The organism is Pseudomonas rhodesiae, assembly GCF_007858255.1.
Taxonomy (GTDB): Bacteria; Pseudomonadota; Gammaproteobacteria; order Pseudomonadales; family Pseudomonadaceae; genus Aquipseudomonas; species Aquipseudomonas rhodesiae.
Window position 1 is genome coordinate 26,927 of record NZ_VFEU01000013.1, and the last position, 25,128, is coordinate 52,054.

The window sequence follows — 25,128 nt, forward strand, 5'->3', positions numbered from 1 at the left end:
GGCTTTTTGGGCCGCAAAGCCAGCGCTGCCGGCATTCCTTACAGAAGCTGCTTTCAAAGTTTTACGCCTGCAGAACGGAGCTGATGAGGGTTGGCGCTGATGCTCGACCTACCGGGTCATTCACCATCGCCAACACCGTTCTGAAGGAACGACTGTGCTCGTGACGCTTTGAAAACAGCTTCCAGCGGATTATTGGCGCCTTACAAGGCCGGATGATTCTACGGCAAAAAAAAACTAAAGGTAAGTTGCCATGTCACGTTTGCCGGGTGATCGAGCTTAGACAAAGGGCTAACATGGCGCACTGTTTCGCTGATTTGCGTGTTGCCGCCCATGTCCAACTCAACCATCAAGACCCCCTGCGTCGGTCTGTGCTCCACGGTCTACGGCGATCTCGTGTGCCGCGGCTGCAAGCGTTTCCATCACGAAGTGATCCAGTGGAACGGTTACGACGAGGAGGCAAAGCGCGCGGTATGGCTGCGCTTGGAGCAGCTGCTGGTGCAGGTGATGGCCGGCAAGCTTGAAGTATTCGACCCGCAGAAACTGCGTTGGCAACTGGAACAGCGCAAGATCCGTTTTGTGCCGCACCAGTCCGAGTACTGCTGGGCGTATCAGTTGATTGCTCGCGGAGCGCGGGTGATTTCCAATCTGGAGGCCTATGGCATGGTGCTGTTGCCGGAGTTTCGTGACTGGGCCCTGCCGGAACTGCGCGATGCTATCGACCGTGAGTTTTTTATCCTGTCCGAGGCCCACTACCAGCGCTATATCGCGCCGGCTTTCCTGAACGATGCGCTGGCTGACTGACAGCGCAATTCCAAATATGAGAGGAGGGCTTGCCCCGAAAGCAATCTGTCAGTTAACACAGGTTGCAACTGACAGGTTGCTTTCGGGGGCAAGCCCCCTCCCACTTTGGATCTCAGTTGTCTTGGAAGTTGGCGTCAGTCCTTGGCAGCCAGCTCTTGCAACTGATCCATCAACGTCTCCGGTTTGAGCACCAGCACATCGCTTTCCACTTTATCCAGCACCACCTCCGCGGTGTAGCCTATCAATGCGCCGGTCAGGCCGGTGCGCGCCACGGTGCCGATAATGGTCACCGCCGCTTGCAGCTTGCTGGCCATGTGGGGAATCAGCACATCCGCCGGGCCTTCTTCGATATGCAGGTGGGTATCGTCCACATCGAATTCGGCCTGGAAGGCTTGGCACTGCTCGCGATACCGTGCCTCGATGCTTTCCTTGAGCTGGAACGTGGGGTCCGCCGCCGACAGCATCGGCGAGGGATGGGCGCTGATCACATGTAACTGGGCCTTGGCCAGGTAGGCAATGTCGAAACCATGGTCGATGATCGAATGGTGCAGCGAGCGGTGCTCCATATCGCTGTTGCCCACATCGATGGCGGCCAGGATCACTTTGCCGGCCCAGGGTGTGGCGGTTTTGACCAGCAGCACCGGCGCGGGGCAGTACCGCAGCAATTTCCAGTCTGTCGGAGTCAGCAGGGCTTTTTTCAGCGGGCTATCAGGGTAGTGCTGCTTGATCACCAAGCCACAGCCTTCAGCCTGCTGCACCGCGATGACGGTGTCATGCAGGCTATCGTTCCAGGCCTGTTCGGTGGTCACGCTGTAGCCTTCTTCGGTCAGGCTCGCTTTGAGTACGCTGAGCAGCGCGGAGTGCTCGTGTTTGCGGTCGCACACCAACAGATGCAGATGCGCCCCGGTCACCCCGGCGATCAGCTTGGCGCGCTTGAGGGCCAGGCTCTCGGAATGTTCGGTTTCAAGGACCACCAGGATGCTGCGGACGTCTTGCATGGTCGGTTTCTCCGGAAACAAGGGGGGTGTCACAACTATAGTTGATCCGCGCCGGGCGTCATGTTGATACACATCAAGCCCAGTGGCTGGTGGTCTGCGGCACGGTCGGTATAATCGCCACCCTTTTGTGATCCTTTGCCCGTGAGCCCGATGAACCTGCCCGATATCCACGAATTCCTCGGTTGCCGTACCCCTGACGCCTGGGTCCAGGCCGCATTGGCCGATCAGGACACCCTGTTGATCGACCACAAGAACTGTGAATTCAAGGCCGCCAGTACGGCACTGAGCCTGATGGCCAAGTACCACGCCCATGTCGACCTGATCAATATGATGTCGCGCCTGGCCCGGGAAGAGTTGGTGCATCACGAGCAGGTCATGCGCCTGATGAAAAAGCGCAAGGTCGAACTGCGCCAGCTGCACGCCGGGCGCTATGCCTCGGGACTGCGCAAAGTGGTGCGCAGCCATGAGCCGGTCAAATTGGTGGATACCCTGGTGGTCGGCGCGTTTATCGAGGCGCGTAGTTGCGAGCGTTTCGAAGCGCTGGTGCCCCATCTGGACGACGAGCTCGGCAAGTTCTACTTCGGTCTGCTCAAAAGCGAGGCCCGGCACTTTCAGGGGTACTTGAAGCTGGCCTACCAATATGGCGATGCCAAGGACATCGCCCACGTGATCGAGCGGGTAAGGGCGGCCGAGCAAGAGCTGATCGAGTCACCCGACGTCGAGTTCCGCTTTCACAGTGGCGTGCCAGCCTGAGGCGACCGCCAGGCCGATCAGCGTGGTGATCCCGGTTAATAACAGGATCACCGTTTGCGTGCCAAGGGGCGTGGCCAACAGCGCAATCGCCAAGCCCGCCACGGGTTGCGCCAGGTTGTTGAGCAGGGTGATCACCCCCACCGTCTTGCCGAAATCCTGAACCGGGATGACCCGCTGGCGGGTGCTGCGCAGGTACACGTTGAACATCTTGTCGCAGCCGGTGATCAGCAGGAAACCCACGGTATAGACCCCCACATCAGGGCTGATCGCAGTGATCAGCGCACCGATTGCAATCATCGAATACGCCAGCCCACCCATCAGCTTCAAGGGTAAAGTGGCGCGGGCCAGGTAGAACAGAGTCGCAATGGTGACCAGCGCTCCGCCAGCCTGGAGCAGGGCGTAGGCGTCCTTGCCGGCGGCGAACTGGCCGGTGACCAATGCCGCCGAGGTCGCCAGCGTGACACCGACGATCAGGTTGACGCCGACCGCCAGAATAATGATGCGCTTCAACGCCGCCAGGCGGCCGATGTGGCCCAAGGCGATACGCAGCGGTTGCAGCCAGATATCGGAATGCTGCGCATGACTGGGCAGGCCCATCGAGGTGTGGCGTTGCCAGATCAGCATGGCCAGATCGGCCAGCACGAACAACCCGGCGACGCCTGCTACCACCCACGGCCAGCTCCACATTTCCAGCAGCAACGCCGCCAGCAGTGGGCCGAGCACCAGGCCGCTCTGATCGGCAATCTGTGAATAGGACAACGTCTTAGCGTAGCTGTACTGTGCGAAGCCATGGGGCATCACGACTTCCCGCGCCATAATGCCCAGGGTCGTCAGCACCCCGCACAGGGCCGACAGGATCACCAACCAATAAATCCCATCGAACAACCCATACAGCGCCACCGCGACCGCACAGGCCAATGCCCGATAGACCTGGCTGATATGCAACATCCGCAGCGGCGAAAACTTGTCGCACAACGCGCCGCACACCGGGAATGCCAGGTAGCGCGGCAGGGACTCGACAAAAAACGCAAGGCCCGCCCACGCCACGCTGGCGGTGGTCTGGAACACGAGCAGCGGCACGATAAACAACAGAATCTGGTCCGCCAGCCGCGACAGGAACAGCGACACGAAAAACGCCAGGTAATCCTTGCGCATACAACTCCCTGTGGATGGCGTTAAAAACTGCGGCCTATTTGTTAAAAACTCTTAAAAACATGAAGCTTGGCTTATCGAAGCTGGCCGGCCGCTCAAGTGGTGCAGCTTGCCACCTATACTGCGCGCTCTTCAATCAATCGCCGTTTGCAACTGAGAACCTATGGAAAACCTGGGGCTGGGCAAGGTCCTGCTTGTCGAGGACGACGAGCGGCTGGCAGGGCTGATCGCGCATTTTTTGTCGCAGCATGGCTTTGACGTGCGCGTGGTACACCGGGGCGACGAGGCCCTGGCGGCCTTTCTAGACTTCACGCCAAAGATGGTGGTGCTCGATTTGATGCTGCCGGGCCAGAGTGGCTTGCAGGTGTGTCGCGAGATCCGCCGGGTGTCGGACACGCCCATCGTGATCCTCACCGCCAAAGAGGACGATCTGGACCATATCTTGGGCTTGGAGTCCGGCGCCGACGACTATGTGATCAAACCGATCAAACCACCGGTGCTGCTGGCGCGCCTGCGTGCATTGCAACGCCGCCAGGCGCCGGAGCCTACGGTGCGCGGAGCCCTAGCGTTTGGCCGGTTGGCCATCGACCGCAGTTGCCGGGTGGTTAGCCTGGGGGACGAGCGCATCGACCTGACCACCATGGAGTTCGAGCTGCTCTGGCTGCTGGCCAGCAACGCTGGCAGCATCCTGTCGCGCGATGACATCCTCAACCGCATGCGCGGCATCGCCTTCGATGGCCTCAACCGCAGTGTCGACGTGTACATCAGCAAGCTGCGCGCCAAGCTCAACGACAACCCCCGCGAGTCGGTGTGCATCAAGACCATCTGGGGCAAGGGCTACCTGTTCAATCCTTTTGCGTGGGAGGTCTAGGTGCTGCGGCTGTACCTGCGTTTGTATCTGATCCTGGCGTTGGGGCTGGCAGGCGCAATCTGGCTGGTCAACTACACCTTCGACGAGCTGCTGCCCGACGCCAACGAAACCTACAACCGCGAGGCCATGCGTGGCCCGGCGTATGGCGTGGTCGAACAACTGCGGCCATTACCCAGTGCACAGCGCCAGGCCCGGCTCGCCGAGCTGCAAGCGCACTATGGGCTGCGTCTGCAATTGGTGCACAAAGACACCCAGGCGCTAACCTCCCGGGAGCAAGCGCTGCTGGCTCAGGGTCTGCTGGTGGTGCGTGGCGACTTCAAGGAGTTCCTCGCCGCTATCGACGCTGGCCCGCAGTTGCTGGAGATCAAACTGCCGGAAGAGCCCAAATGGCTGTACCTATGGGCCTATGGCCTTCTCGGGGTGTGCCTGGCCCTTGTGCTGTATTTTTGGGTGCGCCCGCATTGGCGCGACCTGGAACACATCCGCCTGGCTGCCCAGCGTTTCGGCGATAACGACCTGGGCTCACGCATCCTGCTGCCGCGCCGCTCCACCGTGCGCGAGCTGGCCGGCCACTTCAACCAGATGGCCGAACGCATCGAAAGCCTGATCGCCAATCAGCGCGAACTCACTAACGCCGTGTCCCACGAATTGCGTACACCGATTGCGCGGTTGTCGTTCGAGCTCGACCAGCTCAAGCAACAGGCCGACCCGCGCCAACGCGGCGAACTGATTGCCGACATGTACGCAGACCTCGGCGAACTGGAAGAGATGGTCTCGGAGTTGCTCACCTATGCCAGCCTGGAACGCGGCGCCACTCAGGTCACCCGCGAGCGCATCGAAGCCCACAGCTGGCTCGACAGCGTGATCGGCAGCGTGGCGCTGGAGGCCGAGGCGGCCGGTGTGCAGTTATCGTTGCGCGTGTGCGAGGTGGATTTTATCCAGATCGAACCGCGCTTTATGGCCCGCGCGGTGATCAACCTGTTGCGCAACGCCATTCGTTACGCCGAACACCGGGTGCACGTGTCATTGCTCGCATTCGGTAACGGTTATGAAGTGCGCGTGTGTGACGACGGCCCCGGCGTGCCTGAGGACGGCCGCGCGAAAATCTTCCAACCCTTCATGCGCCTGGACGCCAGCCGCGACCGCCGCACTGGCGGCTTCGGCCTTGGACTGGCCTTGGTGCAGCGGGTGTCACAGTGGCACGGCGGGCAGGTCGAGGTGCGGGATTCGGAATGGGGCGGGGCGTCGTTTCGCATGACCTGGGCGTACGCCGAATGACCCGCAGAACCACGCCCGCCTGAGTGCGTTATGGGGCCAGGGCACTCAAGATCGCATGTGCCACCTTCACCCGTTCGGCGTTCGGATAGTTCCTGTTCGCCAGGATCACCACGCCGTTGTCCTGGCTCGGTACATACGCCACGTAGGCGCCAAACCCGCCGGTGGAACCGGTTTTGTTGTACAGCACATTGGCCGGTTGCGCCTGGGGCTTGCCGAACCAGCTGGCTGCATGGGGTTGCAGGGCCATGGGCGTGGAGTTGCCGTCGATCAACGCTTGCAGCGAAATGGGGTAGGGGTAGTACTCCCAGCCCAGGGCCTGGGTCATGCCGTCCACGCGGTAATAACCGCTATGGGTGGTGGCGATGGCCTGTTGCAGCGGCTGTTCCAGGGTTTGCGGGCGCATGTTCGCCAGGACGTAGCGTGCGAGGTCGTGGGCGCTGGTCTTGATGCCATAGGCTTCGCTGTCCAGCGCGCCGGGGCTGACGCGCACGGGCTTGTCCTGTTTGTCATAGCCTTGGGCGTAAAGGGCCATTTGCGCCTTTGGCACGTTCACATAGGTGTGTTTCAGGCCCAGTTTGGGCAGCAGTGTTTGCTCCATGGCGACGTTGTACGGCTGCTGTAGGCTTTGTGCCGCCAGATAACCGAACAGACCGATGCTGGGGTTGGAATACAACCGCTGTGCGCCGGGCGCATAGGTGGGTTTCCAGTGCTGGAAGTAGTTGAGCATGCCGCCTGCAGTGTCAGCGGCTTGGGGGAACTGCAACGGCAAACCGCCGGCGGTGTAGGTGGCCAGTTGCAACAGGCTGATCTGCTCGAACGCGCTGCCCGTGAGGGCCGGCAGGTGCTGGCTGGCCTTGTCCGATAGCGTGAGTTTGCCGGTGGCTTGGGCGTAGCCGCCCAGGGTGGCGGCGAAGGTTTTACTGACCGAACCCACTTCAAATAGCGTGTTTTCGCTGACCGGTTGTTGGGTTTCTCGGGAGGCAAGGCCGTAATTAAAGTATTGCACCTGGCCTTGGTGAATCACCGCGACCGACAGGCCGGTGATGCCTTGCTGGCGCATCAGCGGCTCGATGCTGGCGTTGACCATGGGGCGCAGGTCGGTACTGGCGATGCAGCTGCCCGCTCCGAGCAGCAGCGCAGAAAGAAAGAGGGTGTGTGCGTAGTGACGCATGGTGGTTGGCTTCCCTATAAGTGTCGCGATAGCGATAAAGGCCTGCGCAGGCGCCGCAAATCTAGGTGGATTTCATTCGGTCGACAAACGATCATATCTCGCACCTGCCATTAGAAAAATTGGGGCTCAAACCCATGTTGCGTTCCCATCTGCCCCTCAATGCCTTGCGCGCCTTCGAAGCCTCGGCCCGGCACTTGAGCTTCACCCGCGCCGCCATTGAACTGTGCGTGACCCAGGCGGCGGTCAGCCATCAGGTGAAAAGCCTGGAGGCGCAACTCAATGTGACCTTGTTCAAACGCTTGCCGCGCGGGCTGATGCTCACCCGCGAAGGCGAAACCCTGCTGCCGGTGCTGCGTGAATCCTTTGATCGCATTGCCCAGACGTTGGGCCAGTTCGAAGGCGGGCATTACCGCGAAGTGCTGACCGTGGGCGCGGTGGGCACCTTCGCCGTAGGCTGGTTGTTGCCGCGCCTGGCCGACTTCCAGGCCCGCTACCCGCTTATCGACCTGCGCCTGTCCACCCATAACAACCGTGTCGACGTGGCTGCCGAGGGGTTGGACTACGCAGTACGCTTCGGCGCCGGCGCCTGGCATGGCACCGATGCCTGCCATCTGCTGGAAGCGCCGCTGACGGTGCTGTGCATTCCCGCGATCGCCGAGCAACTGCATACGCCACACGACCTGTTGAAACACACGCTGCTGCGCTCCTATCGCGCCGATGAGTGGAGCCTGTGGTTTCACGCTGCGGGTTTGCCCGTCGACACCCTGGTGCCGCGCAGCATCGTGTTCGACTCCTCCCTGGCGATGATGGATGCGGCGCTGCAAGGCATCGGCGTTGCGTTGGCACCGGCGCTGATGTTCACGCGGCAACTGGAGAACGATCTGATCCGCCAGCCGTTCGATGTCGGCATCAACACCGGCAGTTACTGGCTGACGCGCCTGCAATCGCGCGCCGAAACCTCGGCAATGTTGGCGTTCAAGGAGTGGTTGCAAGTGCAATCCGGCGACGTCTGAGCTGTCCTAATGCCATTATCTTGAAACAAAATGAAACATTCTCCCGGGCGCTGCGATCTACTGTGGCCCCACCTGAGGCTGTTCATGAAAATTCCACGCCCCTCCGCTCGCATGCCGCACCTGACTCAACTGCGCAATCTGAAGATGGCGCGCTCGGCTCACGCCTATGTGCGCGGCAGCACCGTACAGTTTTACGAGTGGCTGCACAGCCTGCCGGGGCGCCGCTTGCCCCATGGACCGGCGATCTGGATCTGCGGCGACTGCCACGCCGGCAACCTGGGCCCGACCGGCGACAACAACGGCCGTATCGACATGCATATCCGCGACCTCGACCAAACGGTGATCGGCAACCCGGCCCATGATCTGGTGCGCCTGGCCCTGTCCCTGGCCACCGCCGCGCGGGGTTCGGACCTGCCAGGTGTGACCACTGCGCGCATGCTCGAAGAAATGATGCTGGGTTACGAGCAAGCCTTCAAAGACAAGCCGGATGAAGCCCCGCCACGCCCCTCCCAGGTCAAGGCCGGCATGCGCAGCGCGGTGGCGCGCACCTGGAAGAATCTGGCGCGGGAACGGATCGAAAGCGTGCGGCCGACGATCCCCTTGGGCAAACACTTCTGGTCGCTGTCGCGCGCGGAAAAAAGCGCGTTGGAGCACGTCTGCGCCTCGGATGACATTCAACAGTTGGTCACCTCGCTCAAAGGTCGGCCAAAGGATGCCAAGGTTGAACTGCTGGACTCCGCGTATTGGGTAAAAGGCTGCAGTTCCCTTGGCCTGATGCGCTATGCGGTATTGCTCGGCGTGGGTGACAAAGATGATCAGGAATACTGCCTGATCGATATCAAGGAAGCCGTGGGCGCGGCCGCACCTCGAGCGCCGCGGGCGAAGATGCCTCGGGACAATGGTCGTCGCGTGGTCGAAGGCGCACGCCATCTATCGCCAGGATTGGGCGAGCGCATGGTGGCGACGCGTTTTCTGGATCACGGCTTTTTTATCCGGGAACTGCTGCCCCAGGACATGAAGTTGGAGCTGGATGAACTGAGCGAAACCGATGCCATGCACGCAGCCGGTTATCTGGCCCGCGTAGTCGGCATCGCCCACGCCCGCCAGATGGATCGCGCCACCCGCAAAGCATGGATGGCAGTGCTCCAGGAAAACCGCACCCGACAACTGGATGCGCCGTCATGGCTATGGACGAGCGTGGTGCAACTGGTGGGCAGCCATGAACAAGGCTACCTCAACCATTGCCGGCGATATGCTCTGGAACACTGATCCTCAGCGTGCCGTGATGAGCAGGGCAAGCCTGCTCATCACAAGCGTTGCATGTGCTAGCTTTCGGCAGGCAGCCCCCGCTGACAGTCGATCTCACGCCAGGTATTTGCGAAACCACCCCAAGGTGCGTTCCCACGCCAGGTTCGCCGCCGCGTCGTCATAGCGCGGTGTCGAATCGTTGTGAAACCCATGGTTGGCGCCCTGGTAGATATACGCCTCATAGGTCGTCCCGGCCGCTTTCAACGCTTGCTCATAGGCCGGCCAGCCTTCGTTGATTCGCGTGTCCAGCTCGCCGAAGTGCAGCATGATCGGCGCCTTGATACGCGCGACGTCCTTGGCGTCCGGTTGGCGCCCGTAGAACGACACCGCCGCGCCCAGGTCGGGGTAGGCCACGGCCGCCGCATTGGTCACGCCGCCGCCGTAGCAGAAACCGGTGATGCCGACTTTGCCGGTGCTGCTGTCGTGTTTCATCAGCCAGTCGATGGCGGCGAAGAAGTCGTTCATCAGTCGGGTCGGGTCGATTTTCTCTTGCAGCGCTTTGCCTTTTTCGTCATTGCCGGGGTAGCCGCCGACCGATGTGAGACCGTCCGGCGCCAGGGCGATGAAACCGGCCTTGGCCAGGCGTCGCGCGACGTCTTCGATGTAAGGGTTCAAGCCACGGTTTTCATGCACCACCACCACCGCCGGCAGTTTGCCGCTGGCATTGGCCGGGCGCACTAGATAGCCGCGTACCGTGCCGTGGCCTTGGGGCGAGGGGTAGGTGATGTAGTCGGCGACGATGGCCGGGTCAGTGAATTTCACCTGTTCGGCCAGGGCATAGTTGGGGCTAAGCGCCGCCAGCAGCGCCGATGCGGTCAGCCCGCCCAAGGTGAACAGCGCCGCGCGGTCGAGAAATTCGCGGCGGTTGATCGTGCCGTGGGCATAGCCGTCATAGAGTTCCAGCAGTTCGGGAGCGAAGTCTTTGGCGGTCAGACGTTCCATTAGTGCAGTCCTCAATAAGCGATGGCAGTGAGGGTAGCCCAGGTTCAGTCGCTGCGACCGTGGGCAGCGGCAGCCAATTGGCCGGTATCGACGCGCACGAACACCGAATCACCGATGGCCGTGAGCACATCGCCGGCGTACACCTCGCAGATTACCTGGGTTTTGCGCCCGACTTCGCCCTCGACCCGCGCACGCAGCGTCAGCGGCACGCCCATGGGGGTGGGCTTGATGAATTTGATACCCAGGTTGCCGGTGACGCAGTCGATACGCGGCAGGCTGCCGGGTTCGCGCTGTTCGGCCTGATAGTGATAGGCCATGGCGGTCCAGTTGGAGTGGCAGTCCACCAGCATGGCGATCAGGCCGCCATAGACCAGGTCCGGCCAGCCGCAATAGCGAGCGTCGGGCTGATGCTCGGCGATCCCATGGATGCGGTCTTCGTCCCAGCGGCTCTTGATGTGCAGACCATGGGGGTTGCTGCTGCCGCAGCCGTAGCAGACGCCTTCCGGCGCGGTAGTGTCCTGCAGTGAAGGGGCGTGCATGTCGCATCCTTTTATTCTGTGGCGATAGCACTGTTTAGCAGGACAAACGAGGAATGGGAATAAAACGCTGAGCTAATGGTGCCGCTGCGCGACGACGGATCACCGCGCAAAGCGCCTGGCGCCCGCCACACATGCGATCACCATGAGCGTCACCAGCAGCATGCCCAGGCTGACCTGTTCATGCAGCAATCCAGCCGCCAGCGCCAGGCCGAAGAACGGTTGCAGCAACTGCAACTGGCCGACAGCCGCAATACCGCCCTGGGCGAGGCCGCGATACCAGAATACGAAGCCGATCAGCATGCTGAACAACGCCACGTAGCCCAGGCTCAGCCACGCCGACAGGCTGATCCCGGAGACGCTCGACGGCGCCAGTAAAAGGCTCAGCGGCGCCACCACTGGCAGTGCCACCACCAGTGCCCAACAGATCACCTGCCAACCGCCGAGGCTGCGCGACAGCGTGGCACCCTCGGCGTATCCCAGGCCGCACACCAGCACCGCCAGCAGCATCAGCAAATCGCCAGCCGGAGCGGCGGTCAGGCCCTGCGACAAGGCGTAACCCACCACCAATGCGCTGCCCAGCAGCGAAAACAACCAGAACACCGGGCGCGGCCGCTCCCCACCGCGCCACACCGCAAACACCGCAGTGGCCAGCGGCAACAGGCCGATAAACACGATGGAGTGGGCGGAGGTCACGTATTGCAACGCCATGGCGGTGAGCAGGGGGAAACCGATCACCACGCCCAGCGAGACGATCGCCAGAGGCAGCCACTGCTGGCGTGTGGGGCGTTTCTCCTTGAATACCCGTAGCAGCAACACCGCCAGCAGCGCGGCGAGGGTGGCGCGGATCGCGGTCAGGAACACTGGATCGAATTCCATCACTGCCAGGCGCGTGGCAGGCAGTGAACCACTGAAGATCACCACGCCGATAAAACCGTTGATCCAGCCCTGGGTGCGGGTGTGCGGGGTGTCGAGGGAACGTTCCATGAGGTCTGCCTGAAAAAGAGAAGTTGCGTGGGCGTCATCCTAGGAGCGAGGATTGTGACAATCAAAAAATTGTCATGGATACAGCCGCCATGCCGCGAGCCCGTTACAAACTGCTGGTCGACCGCTTCGCCCACGCCATCCGCTCAGGTGCGCTGGCGCCCGGAACCCGGCTGCCTACGCACCGTCAGTTGGCCGCCGAACATGGCTTGGCGCTGGCAACGGCGAGCCGCGTGTACACCGAGTTGGAGGCCATGGGCCTGGTCAGTGGGGAGACGGGGCGGGGCACTTTTGTCCGTGAGATCGCCTTGCCGCCGGGGCAGGGCAGTGGGCAGATGAACGTGGCGGCGGGCCTGCTCGATCTGAATTTCAACTATCCGTCCTTGCCCGGGCAGGCTGATTTGCTGCGCACGGCTCTGCGCCAGTTGGCGCTGTCCGGCGACCTGGAAGCCTTGCTGCGTTACCAGCCCCATGCCGGCCGTATACACGAGCGCGCCGCCGTCGCTCGGCACTTGCTTAGCCGCGGTTTAACGGTGGCGGCCGAACAGGTGCTGGTGGTCAGCGGTGCGCAACATGGCCTGGCGGTGACCATGATGGCGCTGCTCAAGCCGGGCGATGTGATTGCCGTCGATGCGCTGACGTACTCGGGGTTCAAGGTGCTGGCCGAAACCCTGCATCTGGAAATCCTTGCCCTGCCGGTCACCGCCTACGGTCCGGACCTGGACGCTCTGCAGCAGTTGTGCCGCCGCCGCCCGGTGCGCGCGGTGTACAGCATGCCGACCCTGCATAACCCACTCGGTTGGGTGATGGACCTGACGCAGCGCGAGCGGTTGGTGGACATCGCCCGCCAGCACAATCTGATGATCATCGAGGACGCGGCTTACGCGTTTCTCGCCGAAGACGCACCGCCGCCCGTGGCCAGCCTGGCGCCGGAGCGCACGGTATATGTGGGCGGGTTATCCAAGAGTGTCGCTACCGGTTTGCGCGTGGGGTTTGTCGCGGCACCGCCGGCGTGGGTCAGCGCGCTTGAACGCAGGGTGATGGCCACGACATGGAACGTGCCCGGCATCATGAGCGCCATCGCCTTGGGCTGGCTGGAAGACGGCACTGTGGCTCAGTTGGAAGCGCAAAAGCGCGAGGACGCCAAGGCGCGGCAAGCGCTGGCGGCGCAGGTGCTCAAGGGGTTGGATTACACCTGTCATCCGTCTTCGTATTTTTTGTGGTTACCGCTGGCCGAAGACGCTCGCGCCGATCAAGTGGCAATGGCTTTGCAGCGCCAGGGCGTGTCGGTGTCCACCGCCGAGCCGTTCGCGGTCTCGACCCATGTGCCCCATGCGCTGCGCCTGGCCCTGGGGTCGGTGGACATGCCGGCGCTGCGCGAGGCGTTGCTCAAGGTGCGCAGCATCGTGGCGTGGTGAGCCGCGCTGGGCTCACCGAGTGTGTCAGAACTTGAACGCTTGGCGACCGATCAGCAGCCAGTGGCCTTTTTGCTTCTGCCAAACCTGGAAGTTCTCGATATCGGTCGGCACCTCGACGCCACTGTTCACCGCCTGGGCGTGAAAGTGGTTGCGCACCAGTGCCGTATCGCCGTTCAAGGTGATGGTCTGCTTCTGCATTTCCAGGGTCTTGAAGCCGCTGCGGCCGGTTTCGATGTCGGCGATAAATTCCTGTTTGTTCTGGATCTTGCCGCTGGAGTGGCCGTAGGTCAGTTTCTCGGCGGTGAGGGCCTGCAATTGCTTGATGTCTTTATGCAGCATGGCTTGGGTCAGGTGGTCGACGGCTTGGGCTACATCCTGGTCGTCGGCGGCAGGGCCGGCGGCGACGTAGCCGCTGAACAGACATAGAAAGCCGATCAGCACTTTGATGTTTTGCATGGAGAGGTCCTTATTGTTATGGAGGCGAGACGACGATTAAGTCGTCGTACAACCATGCAATAGATCAGCTTGGGATGGAAAGTAAAATTTGGATTATCTAGAGAAATAGAGAGATGTAAGAGGGGATTTATTTATGTGACGTCCTAACAGTGCGTGTCGAAAGCTATTCAGGGCTTGGTGCTTTCCCGTGCGGACGGCGCACCGTTATGCTAGCGCCTTAATATCACTCAGCCGAGACTCAAAATGGACATTGACTGGCATCGTGACGTTCTCACCCGCGCCACCCCGATCACCGCGCAATACAAAAGCACCCAGAACGTTCGGCGTTTTATGCGTGATCAGTGTGGGCCGACGTTTAAGTTCGACCGGGCCTTTATGGCGTGGCTTCGTAGCGGCGAACCCAGCACCTTGGGCGACGTAGCCGATCAGTGGTGTCGTTTGCACGGTGTGAACAGGTCGGCGCTGGAGAACCGATGATCGCCCAGGCAATCGTGGTCCTGCTGGACTATGGAGCGTACCTGGCGCCAGGCCTTTTGTTATTCGGCTTGTGGTTCGCGCTCACCCCCAGAACGCTGGTGGCTATGCGCATTCTGATTCTGCTGGCGGCATTTGTGCTGATGCGCGATGCAATGACGCCGCTGCGCATGTGGGCCCTTGGCAGCGAGATGCAGATCGCGTTCAGCGCGAACCCGGTCGTGCTCGCGACGTTAGGCGGGCTGTCGTTGTTGTTGATCGCAGGCCTTGCGCGCGTGGCCCCGCCGTTGTGGGCACTGGTGGTGTGGTACCGAGGAACCCGCTTAACGGGGTTGTTGATGGGGTTGGCGGTGGGGTGTCTGATCGGCGTGCCATTGCGTACCTACCAAGGGGTCGATGCTCAACAGATCCCAGGCTATTGGCTGTGGTTGCCGGGCATGATCGTGTTGGCTTACGGCGCCAACGCGTTGGAGGAAGTGCTGTTTCGCGGTTTCTTACAGGGCCACCTGGAGCAGCAGGTCGCGCCGATTCGCGCGGCTTTGATTAGCGGCGTGGCCTTTGCCGCGTGCCATAGTTTCCTGGCCCTTAGCGTGACCCAACTGGGATGGCCGGTGCTGCTGTTTACCCTTGTGGAAGGGTTGGCCTGTGCCCTGGTGCGCATGCGTTATGGGGTAGTGCCTGCAACGGCTTGCCATGGCACGGCAATCCTGCTGATTGCCGTGCCCTACGTGGGCTGAGGTGAAATGCGTTCGAGGCATCGAACCCGTTAGTGGGCGTTCAGTGGCGGGGTGCGCGGCGGGATCAGGCGTTTGCTGCCGGTTGCTTCATAGGCCGAGGCGAGGCGCAGTAACGCCGAGTCATCGTACGCCCGCCCGGCAAATGTCAGCCCCACCGGCATGCCGATATCCGCCATCACGCCCATCGGCACGGTGACGGTGGGCACGCCCAGGTGGCGGATGGCGAGGTTGCCGTTGGCCACCCAGATGCCGTTGCTCCAGGCGATATCGGCGCTGGTTTCGTTGACATCCGCGTCCGCCGGGCCTACATCGGCCACGGTGGGGAACAGCACCGCGTCGAGGCCGAGGTTGTCCATCCAGTCTTCCAAGTCGATGCGCCGGGTTTGTTCCAGGCCGCGCAGGCCGTCGGGCACGCTGGCGATTTCATTCCATGGCGTGATGCCGCGCTGGGCCATGCGTACGTACTCGTCCATGCCGGCGGCGAGGTCGTCTTCGCGGTTGGGCAAGGTGCCGGGGTCGTGGGGGAAGATCTGCGGGCCATCAACGTCCGCCAGGCGGTTGAGTGCCGGGTCGTTATTGGCGCGCAGGAAATCGTCAAAGGCCCAGGCGGAAAGCTCCCACAGTTCATCGTGCAGGAACTGCTTGGACACCAGGCCACGGGTAAACACTGTGGGTGCGCCCGGACGATCGCCTTCGCAGTTGGAGACCAGCGGGAAATCCACCTCGACCACTTCCGCGCCGGCGGCTTCCAAGGCTTGGCGCGCGGCCTGCCACAGGTCGATCACGCTGGCACGGGTGTGGATCTTCTGCCCGGTCGGGCCACCGATGCCGGGTTTTTCGCTGGTACCGGCGTCCGGGTCGGCATTGATATACATGCGCGGCACGCCAAAGCGCTTGCCGGCCAGGTCCGACGGGCTGGCGGCCAATTGTGCGTAGGACGCCGGGCGCACCGAGGCGACGCTGGGGATCGGCACCCAGGGTTGCAGGCGCCACAGGTCGCCACGGGTATCGGGGTCTTCGGCGACCACCACATCAAGCACTTCCAGCAGGTCAGCCATGGTGCGCGCAAACGGCACCACCACATCCATAGTTGGGGTCAACGGCCAGTTGCCGCGCACCGAAATCACCCCACGGGACGGCGTGTACGCGCACAGGCCATTGTTGGAGGCCGGGCCGCGGCCGCTCGACCAGGTTTCTTCAGCCAGGCCGAACGCGGCGAAGCTGGCTGCTGTCGCGGTGCCGGCGCCATTGGACGAACCGGAGGCGAACGGCGCGGTGAGGTAATCGGCGTTGTAGGGGCTTTCGGCACGGCCGTACACACCGCGCTGCATGCCGCCATTGGCCATCGGCGGCATATTGGTCTTGCCCAGGCAGATGGCCCCCCCGGCGCGCAGGCGTTCGATGGTGAACGCGTCGCGATGGGCCACCAGTTTGGCGAACGCCGGGCTGCCGGAGGCCGCTGTCAGGCCTTTGACCAAGTAACTGTCCTTGGCCGTATAAGGAATGCCATCCAGCGGCCCGAGGGTTTCGCCCTTGGCCCGGCGCGCATCGGACGCCTGGGCCTCTTCCAGAGCCTGGGGATTGCGCACCACCACAGCGTTAAGCGCGGTACTCGTTTGCGGACCGTCATAGGCATCGATCCGCGCCAGGTAAGCCTTGACCAGTTCAACGGCAGTGGTCTGGCCGGATTCGAGCGCCGCGCGCAGTTGGGCAATGGAAACTTCAGTCACTTGCATCACGTTTTTTCGCCGCCTTCAGAGGGGAGGTATGGCGGCAGTCTACGGACAGATATTTCACAAAACCAGCGCGGAGGCGGCATAGGTGGCGGCAGTTCGGTGCCGGCCGGCACTTTCCAGCGACTGCCCGGACGGCAGCAAATGTCGATATCAGACGTCTGGATGACGCAATGAGGCTATTTTGACCGGCGACATGCCGCGTACTGTGACCCGTCATTGAGAAATGATGATCGCCTGACCCTCCGGTCAGCACGTCTGAACGTCGATCACAGAGAATAAAAAGAACGATGAATAGCCTGAGTTCCAAGGATTCGAACGGCCAACTGGCGCAGGGCTTCAAGCCGCGTCATGTCACCATGCTCTCCATTGCCGGCATTATCGGTGCTGGGTTGTTTGTCGGGTCCGGGCATGCGATTGCGGCGGCGGGCCCCGCAGTCATGCTGGCGTATTTTTTTTCCGGGCTGCTGGTGGTGCTGGTCATGCGCATGCTGGGCGAGATGGCGGTGGCCAACCCGGACACCGGCTCCTTTTCGACCTATGCCGACCAGGCCATCGGACGCTGGGCCGGGTTTACGATTGGCTGGCTGTACTGGTGGTTCTGGGTGCTGGTGATTCCGATCGAAGCCCTGGCCGCCGGGCATATCTTGAACCAGTGGTTTCCCCAGATCGACGCTTGGCTGTTTGCCTTGTTGTCGATCTTTTTGTTGGTGGTCACCAATTTGTTCAGTGTCTCCAAGTACGGAGAATTCGAGTTCTGGTTTGCCATGGCCAAGGTCGTAGCGATCATCGGCTTTATCGGCCTGGGTGGCGCCGTGCTGATGGGCTGGATTCCCGAGCGGGAGGCCAGTGGCTTGAGTCTACTGATGGAGGAGCATGGCGGTTTTGCCCCGAACGGTATGTCTGCCGTCGTGGGCGCGTTCATTACCATCATGTTCAGCTTTATCGGAACGGAGGCGGTCACCATCGCCGCAGCGGAGTCCAGCAACCCCGCGCAGAATATCGCCCGCGCCACACGTTCGGTGATGTGGCGTATCGGCGTGTTCTATGTGCTGTCGATCTTCGTGGTGATTTCCGTGGTGCCTTGGAATGACCCTTTGCTGGCGTCCGTCGGTTCCTATCAACGGGCACTGGAGTTGATGAATATTCCCCATGCCAAGTTGCTGGTCGACGGTGTAGTGCTGATTGCCGTGGCCAGTTGCATGAACTCCTCTATCTACATTGCCTCGCGCATGTTGTATTCCCTGGGCAAACGCGGCGATGCGCCCACGTTGATGAAAAAGACGTCGGCAGCCAGCGTGCCTAGGGCCGCGGTGATCGCCAGTACCGTGCTGGGCGCTGGCGTGACGTTGCTCAGCTACTTCATGCCCGCCGGGCTGTTCCAGTTCCTGCTGGCCAGTTCCGGGGCGATCGCGTTGTTGGTGTACTTGGTGATCGCCATTTCGCAACTGCGTATGCGCAAGCTCATGCAGCGCCGCAATATCACGCTGACGTTCAAGATGTGGTTGTTCCCCTGGCTGACCTGGCTGGTCATCGCCTTTATTTGCGCCGCGCTGGGGGTAATGCTGGTGACGCCAGAGCATCGTCTTGAGGTGTCTTCGACGATTGGGTTGGCGTTGCTGATTTCACTGGTGGGGGTTATCACTGCGCGCCAACCCGTGCGCGCACAGAGCCCACTTTCGATGGTTTCGCCGCCATGAATGCACGACCTGTGACCAGCATCCTGTTTGTATTGTTGGACCGGTTCACGCTGATCTCATTGGCGTCGGCGGTGGAGCCGCTGCGCATGGCCAACCAATTGTCGGGGCAGGAGCTCTATCGTTGGTACACCGCCAGTTTCGACGGCACGCCCATCTGGGCCAGCGACGGCGTGCCCATCACGCCGGACAGCTCGGTGGATGCCGCCCCTTCGGCCGACATTATTTTCGTGTGCGGCGGGACGGGCATTCAAAACACGGTGACCCCCGAGCTGGTCAAGTGGCTGCGCGCTCAGGCGCGTTACTCCAAACGCTTGGGCGGCATCTGCACCGGCAGTTGGGTATTGGCCAGGGCAGGGCTGTTGGATGGCTTTGAGTGCAGCGTTCACTGGGAGTGGCTGGCCGCGATGCAAGAAGCGTTTGCGCGAGTGACTGTCAGCCCAAGCTTGTTCACCCTCGACCGCGGCCGCCTTACCAGTTCAGGGGGCACGGCGCCGATGGATATGATGCTGCACTTTATCGGCCTGGATCACGGGCATGAACTGTCAGCAGCCATTTCAGACATGTTCGTCTATGAACGCATGCGCAGTGAGCAAGACCACCAGCGCATACCGCTCAAGCACATGCTGGGCACTCAGCAGCCCAAGCTGCAGGAAATCGTCACGCTGATGGAGGCGAACCTTGAGGAGCCCATCGACCTGGACCACCTGGCGGAGTATGTCCAGCTCTCTCGGCGGCAGCTTGAACGAATGTTTCAGAAATACTTGCACTGCTCGCCGTCGCGCTATTACCTGCGGCTGCGGTTGATCCGCGCGCGCCAATTGCTCAAGCAGACGCCCATCTCTATCGTCGAATTGGCGGTGCTCTGCGGTTTTGTATCGACGCCGCACTTTTCCAAATGTTATCGCGAATACTTTGGTGTGCCGCCCAGCGATGAGCGGCTGGCGACGCATGAGCGCACGGTGGTGCAAAAGCCGGTGATCAACGTCGTGCGCAAGCCGATGCCCATGAGTGTGCTGGAGCAAGCACGCTCCGAGGCAACGTTTGGCAGTTTCCGACGACTCAAATCCTCCCTGGGCTGACCGACTTTGGTGGTCACCGTTCGTCCAGTACTCGGCACTCGTGGGTCAGCCACTGGCTCTTATGATCAGGCGCGGGTATTCCGTGCTCAGTCACCACGGAGAGCCAACATGGATATCGATGAGAACGCACCGGGCAACCTTTCACAGCAGGCTGTCACGCGGGGCACCGACAACGAGACCGGGCATGACCCGCGCAAAGGCGACGACGCGTTGCCATTGCCACCCGATGACGACGCGCCGCTGGACGAGGATATGTCGGATGTAGATGCGGCCGATTCGGTTGCCAGTGAGCATCCGGACAACTGACGTGCTGTTTGCGGGGAGGGCACGCGCTTGCTCCCCGCATTGGCCATCGCTGGCTAGAAGCACCAGTCCTCAGCTTTTATCACCTGGCAGAACGGCCCATGCAACGTCGCGTTGTGATGGGCCACGATATCCTTGGCCTGCAGCGCTGCAGTGTCCGAGCAGGTGTGCCCATCGGCGATCAGCACTGCATCGAAGCCAAGATCACGGGCGGCACGGCAGGTGCTGTCGACGCAGTATTGGGTTTTCATACCCGCGATCACCACGCCCGTCGCCCCGACAGACCGTAAGCTGTTCGCCAGGTCGGTCTGGGCAAAAGCATTAGGCCGCTGCTTTTCAAACACCACTTCATTGCCTGAAAGCTTCAGCTGCGGCGCCAGCCTTGTGAGCGGGCTGTCCGGCGCCATCGGCGACCCTGCGGGCCCGATGTGGCGCGCGAGGAAAATTCCAGCCCCGGCGCGACGGGCCTGATCCATCAGGCCATTGACGGTGTCGAGCATCGCGTCGCAACGCCAGGGTGTTTCCGGGCCATGAACCAGGCCGACTTGGATATCGAGTACCAACAGTGCATACATGGGTGCATCTCCTTGCGTTTGCGCCAGCAACACAAGGCACAAAAAAAGGCCCTGTCCATTGCTGGCGGGCCTTTGAAGTTCGTTGGCTATGGGCTCACGACACCTCGCACGCACCGCTTTGAGCGGTCGTGGTGAGGGTGGTCGAGGTGAGGCAATAATTTGTCATGAATCGACACTAGCAACACGGCCGCCCGCTGACAAGGGCGCAGCCGCTGGACGTCACTTATGCAAAATCGCCTGATGAATTTCCTGCAACGGCATGACGCGTTGGGCGGCGTTGAGTTTGATGGCTTCCTTGGGCATGCCGAACACCACGCAGCTGGCTTCGTCCTGAGCTACCGTGGCGGCGCCGGCGTCGAGCATTTCCTTGAGGCCGCGGGCGCCGTCGTCGCCCATGCCGGTCATGATGATGCCGGTGGCGTTCTTGCCGGCAAATTTGGCCACTGAGCGAAACAGCACATCCACCGACGGCCGATGGCGATTGACCAGCGGCCCGTCAATCACCTGGGCGTGATAGAAGGCACCGCTGCGGGTGACCATCAGGTGTTTGCCGCCGGGGGCGATCAAGGCCAGGCCGGGCAGGATACGGTCGTTATTGCGCGCTTCACGCACCTCGATCTGGCACAGGCCGTTGAGGCGCTCGGCAAAGGACGCGGTGAATTTTTCCGGCATGTGCTGCACGATCACTATGCCCGGGCACACCCTCGGCAGCGCCGTGAGCACCGCTTCTAGCGCTTGGGTACCGCCAGTGGAAGTGCCGATGGCGACGATGCGTTCGGTGGTCTGGGCCATGGCCTGGCCATTGGCGGCGGGCAGGATCGCATCCGCCGTGAGTTTGCTGGCAGGAACGGGGGCTGGTGTGGGCTTGGCGATGCGCTTGCCCAGGTTCTTGACGTTGGAATTGGCCGCCGCACGAATCGCCGCCACCAGCTCGGGGCCGGACTCGATCAGGAAGTTTTTCAGCCCGGTGGTGGGCTTGGTGATGATCTCCACGGCGCCGGCCGACAACGCCTGTAGGGAGGTTTCCGCGCCTTTCTGAGTCAGCGACGAACAGATCACCACTGGCGTGGGGCGCTCGCTCATGATCTTGCGCAAAAAAGTGATGCCGTCCATACGCGGCATCTCCACGTCCAGCACGATCACATCCGGCCATTCCCGCGCGAGCTTGTCCATGGCGAAGATCGGGTCGGAAGCCGCACCCATGACATGGATATCCGGTGTGTCGTTGAAAATCGCCAGTAGCACCTGGCGTACCACGGCCGAGTCATCGACCAGCAGCACGCTGATTTTTTTGGTAGGCATCTTTTTCGAGTATTCCCATTGGTTGGTGCCGGACCCAGACGTTGCCGTTCCAGAGGTCGAACATAATCGTGCGATAGCCGGTACTACCCATATCCTGGGCCGCCAGGTGCAGGTGGTGGCGTTCGGCGAGGGCCAGTGCGGCGCGGATATTCAGGTTGGCCACGTTGTGGGCCGGTCGCTGGCGCGGTTGCTCAGGGAACATCTCGCCGCCGCCGAACACTTTGACTTGGTAATCCTGCGGCCGTGTACCGTTGGCGCGGGCGTGGCGCAGTAACAGTTCGAGGGCTTCGTCAGCGTACTTGCCATCCAGTGGCTGGCCCGTGCGGTTGCGCGCCGGCAGCATGAAATGGCACATGCCGCCGATGCGCCGTTGGGGGTGCCAGAAAGTGAACGCCACACAGGAGCCGAGCAAGGTACGCAAACGCGTCGGGCAGGTGGCAAAGCTGACTTGGCCAGGGGCGAGCACCACCTCGGCGGCATTGGCTGGCTTTTTCATGGCTTGCGGTAAATCGACGGCGCCACCAGCTTCAACGTGTCATTCACGCCGTTGAGGCTTTCAGAGTGGCTGATGATGAAATAACCGCCGGATTTAAGCTGCGGCAACAGTCGCGCCACCACCTGGGTCTTGGTCGGCTGGTCGAAATAGATCATCACGTTACGCAAGAAGATCACGTCGAACTCGCCCAGGCCAGGCAGGGGTTCATTAAGGTTGACCTGGACGAAACTGACGCGGTTGCGCAGTGGCTTGTCGATCAGGAATGTTCCGTCCTGGCGGCCGATGCCCTTGAGGCAGTATTTGACCAGCAATGGCTGGGGCAGGTTGGCGGCGCGCTCCATGGGGTAGTGGCCGTTGCGCGCCTTGGCCAGCACTTGGGTGCTGATATCGGAGCCGAGCACTTCCCAAGGCGTGGTGCCCAGGCCTTCGGCCAGGGTCATGGCCAGGCTGTAGGGTTCTTCGCCCGAGGAACTGGCCGCGCTCCACACGCGGAACACCTTGCCAGGCGCGGCGTTGGGCAGCACCTGCTGGCGCAGGAAATCAAAGTGCTTGGGCTCGCGGAAAAAGTAGGTCTCGTTGGTGGTCAGCAGGTCCAGCGCCACTTGCAGCTCGCCTTTGCGCTGATCGCTCATGATCAGCTTGAAATACTCGCCGTAGCTCTTGAGTTCATAGTGCTTGAGCCGCTTGAACAGCCGACCGGCCACCAGGGCCTTTTTGGCCGGTGACAGGTTGATGCCCGCCGCGCGATGCAGCCAGGACTGAAACTGGCCGAACTCGCGGTCATCCAGCGGGGTGGTATCAGGCATGATCGCACCTCACCGCGGGTCGAAGTCGAGGGCCGGCGCCTGGCCGGCTTCGGCAAGGCTGGACATCTCATCGATGGACAGCACTTTATCCACCTCCAGCACAATCACAAACTTGCCCTCGACCTTGGCCATGCCGCTGATGAAGTCTGCACGAATCCGCGCGCCGAAGCTGGGCGGCGGCTCGATCTGGGCAGCCGGGATTTCCTGCACGGCGGACACGGTGTCCACCAGCAACCCGATATCCTGGGGCAGGCCGTCCTCGGTGCTGGCTTCGATAATGATCACGCATGAACGGCGGGTGATCTGCGAATTGGCCCGGCCAAAACGCGCCGACAGGTCCACCACCGGCACCACCGCACCGCGCAGGTTGATCACCCCGCGCACAAACGCGGGCATCATCGGCACCACGGTCAGGCTGCCGTATTCGATTATTTCCTTGATTCCCAGAATGCCGATGGCGAACATCTCGCCGCCGAGCATAAAGGTCAGGTATTGCGCATCCTCGTCGACCGCGACGGCGGCCTGGCGGGTAGTCATCACTGCGCCCATCTCATTACTCCCTGTGAGCCCGGATTGATCAGAAACGGGTGAATTCCGATTCGTCCGGGGCACTGGCCATGTTGTAGGCAAAGGCCTTGCGCGCTGGCGGTTGCGCGGGGCGCGGCGGCTGGCGAGTCGGCTTGCTGCCGGCGCTGTCGACACTGCTTTGGGTGGCGGCCCTGGACGTCGTGTCGAGCACGAAGAAACTCATGGCCTGCTGCAATTGTTCGGCCTGGCTGCTCATCTCTTCGGCGGTGGCGGCCAATTCTTCGCTGCTGGAGGCGTTCTGCTGGGTGACCTGGTTAAGCTGAGTCATCGCCGTGTTGATCTGCGCCACACCGGCGGCCTGCTCTTCGGACGCCGCGCTGATTTCCTGCACCAGGTCGGACGTTTTGTTGATCGACGGCACCATCTCATCAAGCAACTTGCCGGCTTTCTCGGCCATGTCGACGCTGCTGGAAGACAGTTCGCCGATTTCCTGAGCGGCAACCTGGCTGCGTTCGGCCAGCTTGCGCACCTCGGCGGCGACCACGGCAAAACCTTTGCCGTGCTCGCCGGCCCGTGCGGCCTCGATGGCGGCATTGAGGGCGAGCAAATTGGTCTGGTAGGCAATGTCATCGATGATGCTGATGCGCTGCGCGATTTTCTTCATCGCCACCACGGTCTGCTGCACTGACTCACCGCCGTCGGTGGCTTCCTTGGCGGCCTTGCTGGCCATGCCGTCGGTGACTTTGGCGTTCTCAGTGTTCTGGTTGATGCTGGCGCTCATCTGTTCGATAGAGGCACTGGTTTCCTCGACGCTGGCCGCTTGTTCGCTGGTGGCCTGGCTCATCGATTGCGCCGTAGCGCTGACTTGCTCGGAGGCGCTGGCCAGGTTGTCGGCGGCATTGCGCACTTCGCCGATGATATGCGCCAGTTTGCCGACCATATTGCGCATGGCATTGAGCACCATACCGGTTTCATCTTTGGCGCCCGGTTCGATCTGTGCACTGAGGTTGCCTTCGGCCAATTGCTCGGCGGCGTTGGCAGCCAGCCTCAACGGACGGGAAATAATTCGCGCGATAAACAGCGCCAGGCCCAAGCCGATCAACAGGGCGGCGACCAAGGCCGCGATGATCGACAGACGCGAGCTTTCATACAACGCAGAACCCTTGTCACCGGCAGCAGTGGCGCCAGCATCATTGAGCTCGACCATTTTTTGCAGGCGCGCGGTCACTTCATCGAAGTGCGTCTTGGATTCGCCCCTGAGCAGCCCGCGCGCTTGGGTTTCCTGGTTCTCCCGGGACAGCTCAAGCAACTGTTTACTGGTGGCCAGGTACGCGGCCCATCCGGTTTTCACGCTATCCAGCAACTGTCGGTCTTCGTCATTCGACACCAGTTGTTCATAGGTGCCCATGCGTGTGTCGAACTGCTGGCGCGCCTCGGCGGCTTCGCGTTCGGCCAGGGCCTTTTCCTCGGCGACCTCGGTGGCGACATGACGGTTCTCTTTCAAGCGGTAGTTGGCCGCGAAGAAGCGCATACCGGCCGCCGCGCGCATTGACGGCATCCAATTGCCGCGGATGTCCTGGGCGGCTTGGTTGACCCCCCCCAATTGGAGGATAGCGAAGGCACCCATGGCCGCTGTGAGCGCCAGGACCACCAGGAACGAGCTGATCAGCTTGGTGGAAATTTTTAGATCGTAAAACCATTTCATCGCGGAACC

The 25,128-nt window shown here is 61.7% G+C and carries 26 protein-coding genes; 12 read left to right on the forward strand and 14 right to left on the reverse strand.

All coding sequences use genetic code 11. From position 1 onward, the window contains the following. The first annotated feature begins 330 nt into the window (after positions 1-330). The gene (locus tag FIV35_RS18840) at positions 331-801 is read left to right on the forward strand and encodes a DUF1289 domain-containing protein (protein WP_034098199.1); all 471 of its coding nucleotides are present in this window, start codon (positions 331-333) and stop codon (positions 799-801) included. A 134-nt stretch (positions 802-935) separates the two neighbouring features. On the opposite strand, the gene FIV35_RS18845 is transcribed toward FIV35_RS18840, so the two are convergent. Continuing rightward, entirely contained in the window at positions 936-1,799 is an 864-nt protein-coding gene (locus tag FIV35_RS18845) for a universal stress protein (protein ID WP_083377867.1), read from the reverse strand. A 150-nt stretch (positions 1,800-1,949) separates the two neighbouring features. On the opposite strand from FIV35_RS18845, the gene FIV35_RS18850 reads away from it, so the two are divergent. Then, positions 1,950-2,552 carry a MiaE family protein gene (locus FIV35_RS18850; protein ID WP_034138336.1) on the forward strand — a complete coding sequence of 201 codons (603 nt, stop codon included), beginning with the start codon at positions 1,950-1,952 and terminating at the stop codon, positions 2,550-2,552. Here FIV35_RS18850 and FIV35_RS18855 read toward each other — a convergent pair. Continuing rightward, positions 2,508-3,707: an MFS transporter gene (locus tag FIV35_RS18855; RefSeq protein ID WP_034138335.1), complete on the reverse strand. Its 1,200-nt coding sequence runs from the start codon at positions 3,705-3,707 to the stop codon at positions 2,508-2,510. The two genes, FIV35_RS18850 and FIV35_RS18855, sit on opposite strands and share 45 nt — an antisense overlap. 160 nt (positions 3,708-3,867) lie before the next feature. Here FIV35_RS18855 and FIV35_RS18860 point away from each other — a divergent pair, with 160 nt between their 5' ends. Then, on the forward strand, positions 3,868-4,575 hold the full coding sequence (locus tag FIV35_RS18860) for a response regulator (RefSeq protein ID WP_034138334.1): 708 nt from the start codon (positions 3,868-3,870) through the stop codon (positions 4,573-4,575). Next, the gene (locus FIV35_RS18865) at positions 4,576-5,853 is read left to right on the forward strand and encodes an ATP-binding protein (protein ID WP_034138333.1); all 1,278 of its coding nucleotides are present in this window, start codon (positions 4,576-4,578) and stop codon (positions 5,851-5,853) included. A gap of 28 nt (positions 5,854-5,881) precedes the next feature. Here the strand turns inward: FIV35_RS18865 and ampC are convergent, their stop codons facing one another. Then, the gene (ampC, locus tag FIV35_RS18870; RefSeq protein WP_034138332.1) at positions 5,882-7,024 is read right to left on the reverse strand and encodes a class C beta-lactamase; all 1,143 of its coding nucleotides are present in this window, start codon (positions 7,022-7,024) and stop codon (positions 5,882-5,884) included. A gap of 134 nt (positions 7,025-7,158) precedes the next feature. On the opposite strand from ampC, the gene FIV35_RS18875 reads away from it, so the two are divergent. Continuing rightward, positions 7,159-8,037 carry a LysR family transcriptional regulator gene (locus FIV35_RS18875; protein WP_034113891.1) on the forward strand — a complete coding sequence of 293 codons (879 nt, stop codon included), beginning with the start codon at positions 7,159-7,161 and terminating at the stop codon, positions 8,035-8,037. 84 nt (positions 8,038-8,121) lie between these two features. Then, a complete protein-coding gene (locus FIV35_RS18880) occupies positions 8,122-9,306 on the forward strand; it encodes a DUF2252 family protein (protein WP_034098185.1) in 1,185 nt (394 codons plus the stop codon). A gap of 93 nt (positions 9,307-9,399) precedes the next feature. On the opposite strand, the gene yghX is transcribed toward FIV35_RS18880, so the two are convergent. The 3 genes from yghX to FIV35_RS18895 all read right to left on the reverse strand — a co-directional run bounded on the left by yghX (position 9,400) and on the right by FIV35_RS18895 (position 11,810). After that, positions 9,400-10,287, reverse strand: a complete 888-nt coding sequence (yghX, locus tag FIV35_RS18885) for a YghX family hydrolase (protein WP_034138331.1) — start codon at positions 10,285-10,287, stop codon at positions 9,400-9,402. 44 nt (positions 10,288-10,331) lie between these two features. Next, a complete protein-coding gene (locus FIV35_RS18890) occupies positions 10,332-10,826 on the reverse strand; it encodes a PaaI family thioesterase (RefSeq protein ID WP_034138330.1) in 495 nt (164 codons plus the stop codon). A gap of 99 nt (positions 10,827-10,925) precedes the next feature. Continuing rightward, positions 10,926-11,810: a DMT family transporter gene (locus FIV35_RS18895; protein ID WP_034138329.1), complete on the reverse strand. Its 885-nt coding sequence runs from the start codon at positions 11,808-11,810 to the stop codon at positions 10,926-10,928. 89 nt (positions 11,811-11,899) lie between these two features. Here FIV35_RS18895 and FIV35_RS18900 point away from each other — a divergent pair, with 89 nt between their 5' ends. After that, the gene (locus FIV35_RS18900; protein WP_034138357.1) at positions 11,900-13,225 is read left to right on the forward strand and encodes an aminotransferase-like domain-containing protein; all 1,326 of its coding nucleotides are present in this window, start codon (positions 11,900-11,902) and stop codon (positions 13,223-13,225) included. A 24-nt stretch (positions 13,226-13,249) separates the two neighbouring features. On the opposite strand, the gene FIV35_RS18905 is transcribed toward FIV35_RS18900, so the two are convergent. Beyond that, complete coding sequence (locus tag FIV35_RS18905; RefSeq protein ID WP_034113885.1) at positions 13,250-13,681, reverse strand: nuclear transport factor 2 family protein; 432 nt, start codon at positions 13,679-13,681, stop codon at positions 13,250-13,252. Positions 13,682-13,924: 243 nt separating this feature from the next. Between FIV35_RS18905 and FIV35_RS18910 the strand changes: the two genes are divergently transcribed. Together FIV35_RS18910 and FIV35_RS18915 are read left to right on the forward strand one after the other, a co-directional pair. After that, positions 13,925-14,158, forward strand: a complete 234-nt coding sequence (locus FIV35_RS18910) for a DUF6434 domain-containing protein (protein WP_034138328.1) — start codon at positions 13,925-13,927, stop codon at positions 14,156-14,158. Further along, positions 14,155-14,892, forward strand: a complete 738-nt coding sequence (locus tag FIV35_RS18915) for a CPBP family intramembrane glutamic endopeptidase (RefSeq protein WP_034138327.1) — start codon at positions 14,155-14,157, stop codon at positions 14,890-14,892. Before FIV35_RS18910 ends, FIV35_RS18915 begins: the two co-directional genes overlap by 4 nt. A 29-nt stretch (positions 14,893-14,921) precedes the next feature. Here FIV35_RS18915 and FIV35_RS18920 read toward each other — a convergent pair whose 3' ends face one another. Continuing rightward, the gene (locus tag FIV35_RS18920; RefSeq protein ID WP_034138326.1) at positions 14,922-16,631 is read right to left on the reverse strand and encodes an amidase; all 1,710 of its coding nucleotides are present in this window, start codon (positions 16,629-16,631) and stop codon (positions 14,922-14,924) included. A gap of 284 nt (positions 16,632-16,915) precedes the next feature. On the opposite strand from FIV35_RS18920, the gene gabP reads away from it, so the two are divergent. The 3 genes from gabP (at position 16,916) to FIV35_RS18935 (ending at position 19,710) form a co-directional block, all read left to right on the forward strand. After that, on the forward strand, positions 16,916-18,325 hold the full coding sequence (gabP, locus tag FIV35_RS18925; protein ID WP_034138325.1) for a GABA permease: 1,410 nt from the start codon (positions 16,916-16,918) through the stop codon (positions 18,323-18,325). Continuing rightward, positions 18,322-19,404, forward strand: a complete 1,083-nt coding sequence (gene gbdR, locus FIV35_RS18930) for a choline metabolism transcriptional regulator GbdR (protein WP_034138324.1) — start codon at positions 18,322-18,324, stop codon at positions 19,402-19,404. Before gabP ends, gbdR begins: the two co-directional genes overlap by 4 nt. 108 nt (positions 19,405-19,512) lie before the next feature. Further along, complete coding sequence (locus tag FIV35_RS18935; RefSeq protein WP_034138323.1) at positions 19,513-19,710, forward strand: hypothetical protein; 198 nt, start codon at positions 19,513-19,515, stop codon at positions 19,708-19,710. Positions 19,711-19,763: 53 nt separating this feature from the next. Here FIV35_RS18935 and FIV35_RS18940 read toward each other — a convergent pair whose 3' ends face one another. The 6 genes from FIV35_RS18940 to FIV35_RS18965 all read right to left on the reverse strand — a co-directional run bounded on the left by FIV35_RS18940 (position 19,764) and on the right by FIV35_RS18965 (position 25,119). Continuing rightward, positions 19,764-20,282 (reverse strand): isochorismatase family protein, encoded by a 519-nt coding sequence (locus FIV35_RS18940; protein WP_034138322.1) that lies wholly within the window; start codon positions 20,280-20,282, stop codon positions 19,764-19,766. A gap of 219 nt (positions 20,283-20,501) precedes the next feature. Then, a complete protein-coding gene (locus FIV35_RS18945; protein ID WP_034138321.1) occupies positions 20,502-21,584 on the reverse strand; it encodes a protein-glutamate methylesterase/protein-glutamine glutaminase in 1,083 nt (360 codons plus the stop codon). Next, positions 21,547-22,080 (reverse strand): chemoreceptor glutamine deamidase CheD, encoded by a 534-nt coding sequence (cheD, locus tag FIV35_RS18950; RefSeq protein ID WP_034138320.1) that lies wholly within the window; start codon positions 22,078-22,080, stop codon positions 21,547-21,549. Before cheD ends, FIV35_RS18945 begins: the two co-directional genes overlap by 38 nt. After that, a complete protein-coding gene (locus FIV35_RS18955; protein ID WP_034138319.1) occupies positions 22,077-22,886 on the reverse strand; it encodes a CheR family methyltransferase in 810 nt (269 codons plus the stop codon). The genes cheD and FIV35_RS18955 overlap by 4 nt, the downstream gene beginning before the upstream one ends. A 9-nt stretch (positions 22,887-22,895) precedes the next feature. Beyond that, entirely contained in the window at positions 22,896-23,435 is a 540-nt protein-coding gene (locus FIV35_RS18960; RefSeq protein ID WP_034138318.1) for a chemotaxis protein CheW, read from the reverse strand. Positions 23,436-23,463: 28 nt separating this feature from the next. Further along, positions 23,464-25,119, reverse strand: a complete 1,656-nt coding sequence (locus FIV35_RS18965; protein WP_034138317.1) for a methyl-accepting chemotaxis protein — start codon at positions 25,117-25,119, stop codon at positions 23,464-23,466. Positions 25,120-25,128: the final 9 nt, after the last annotated feature.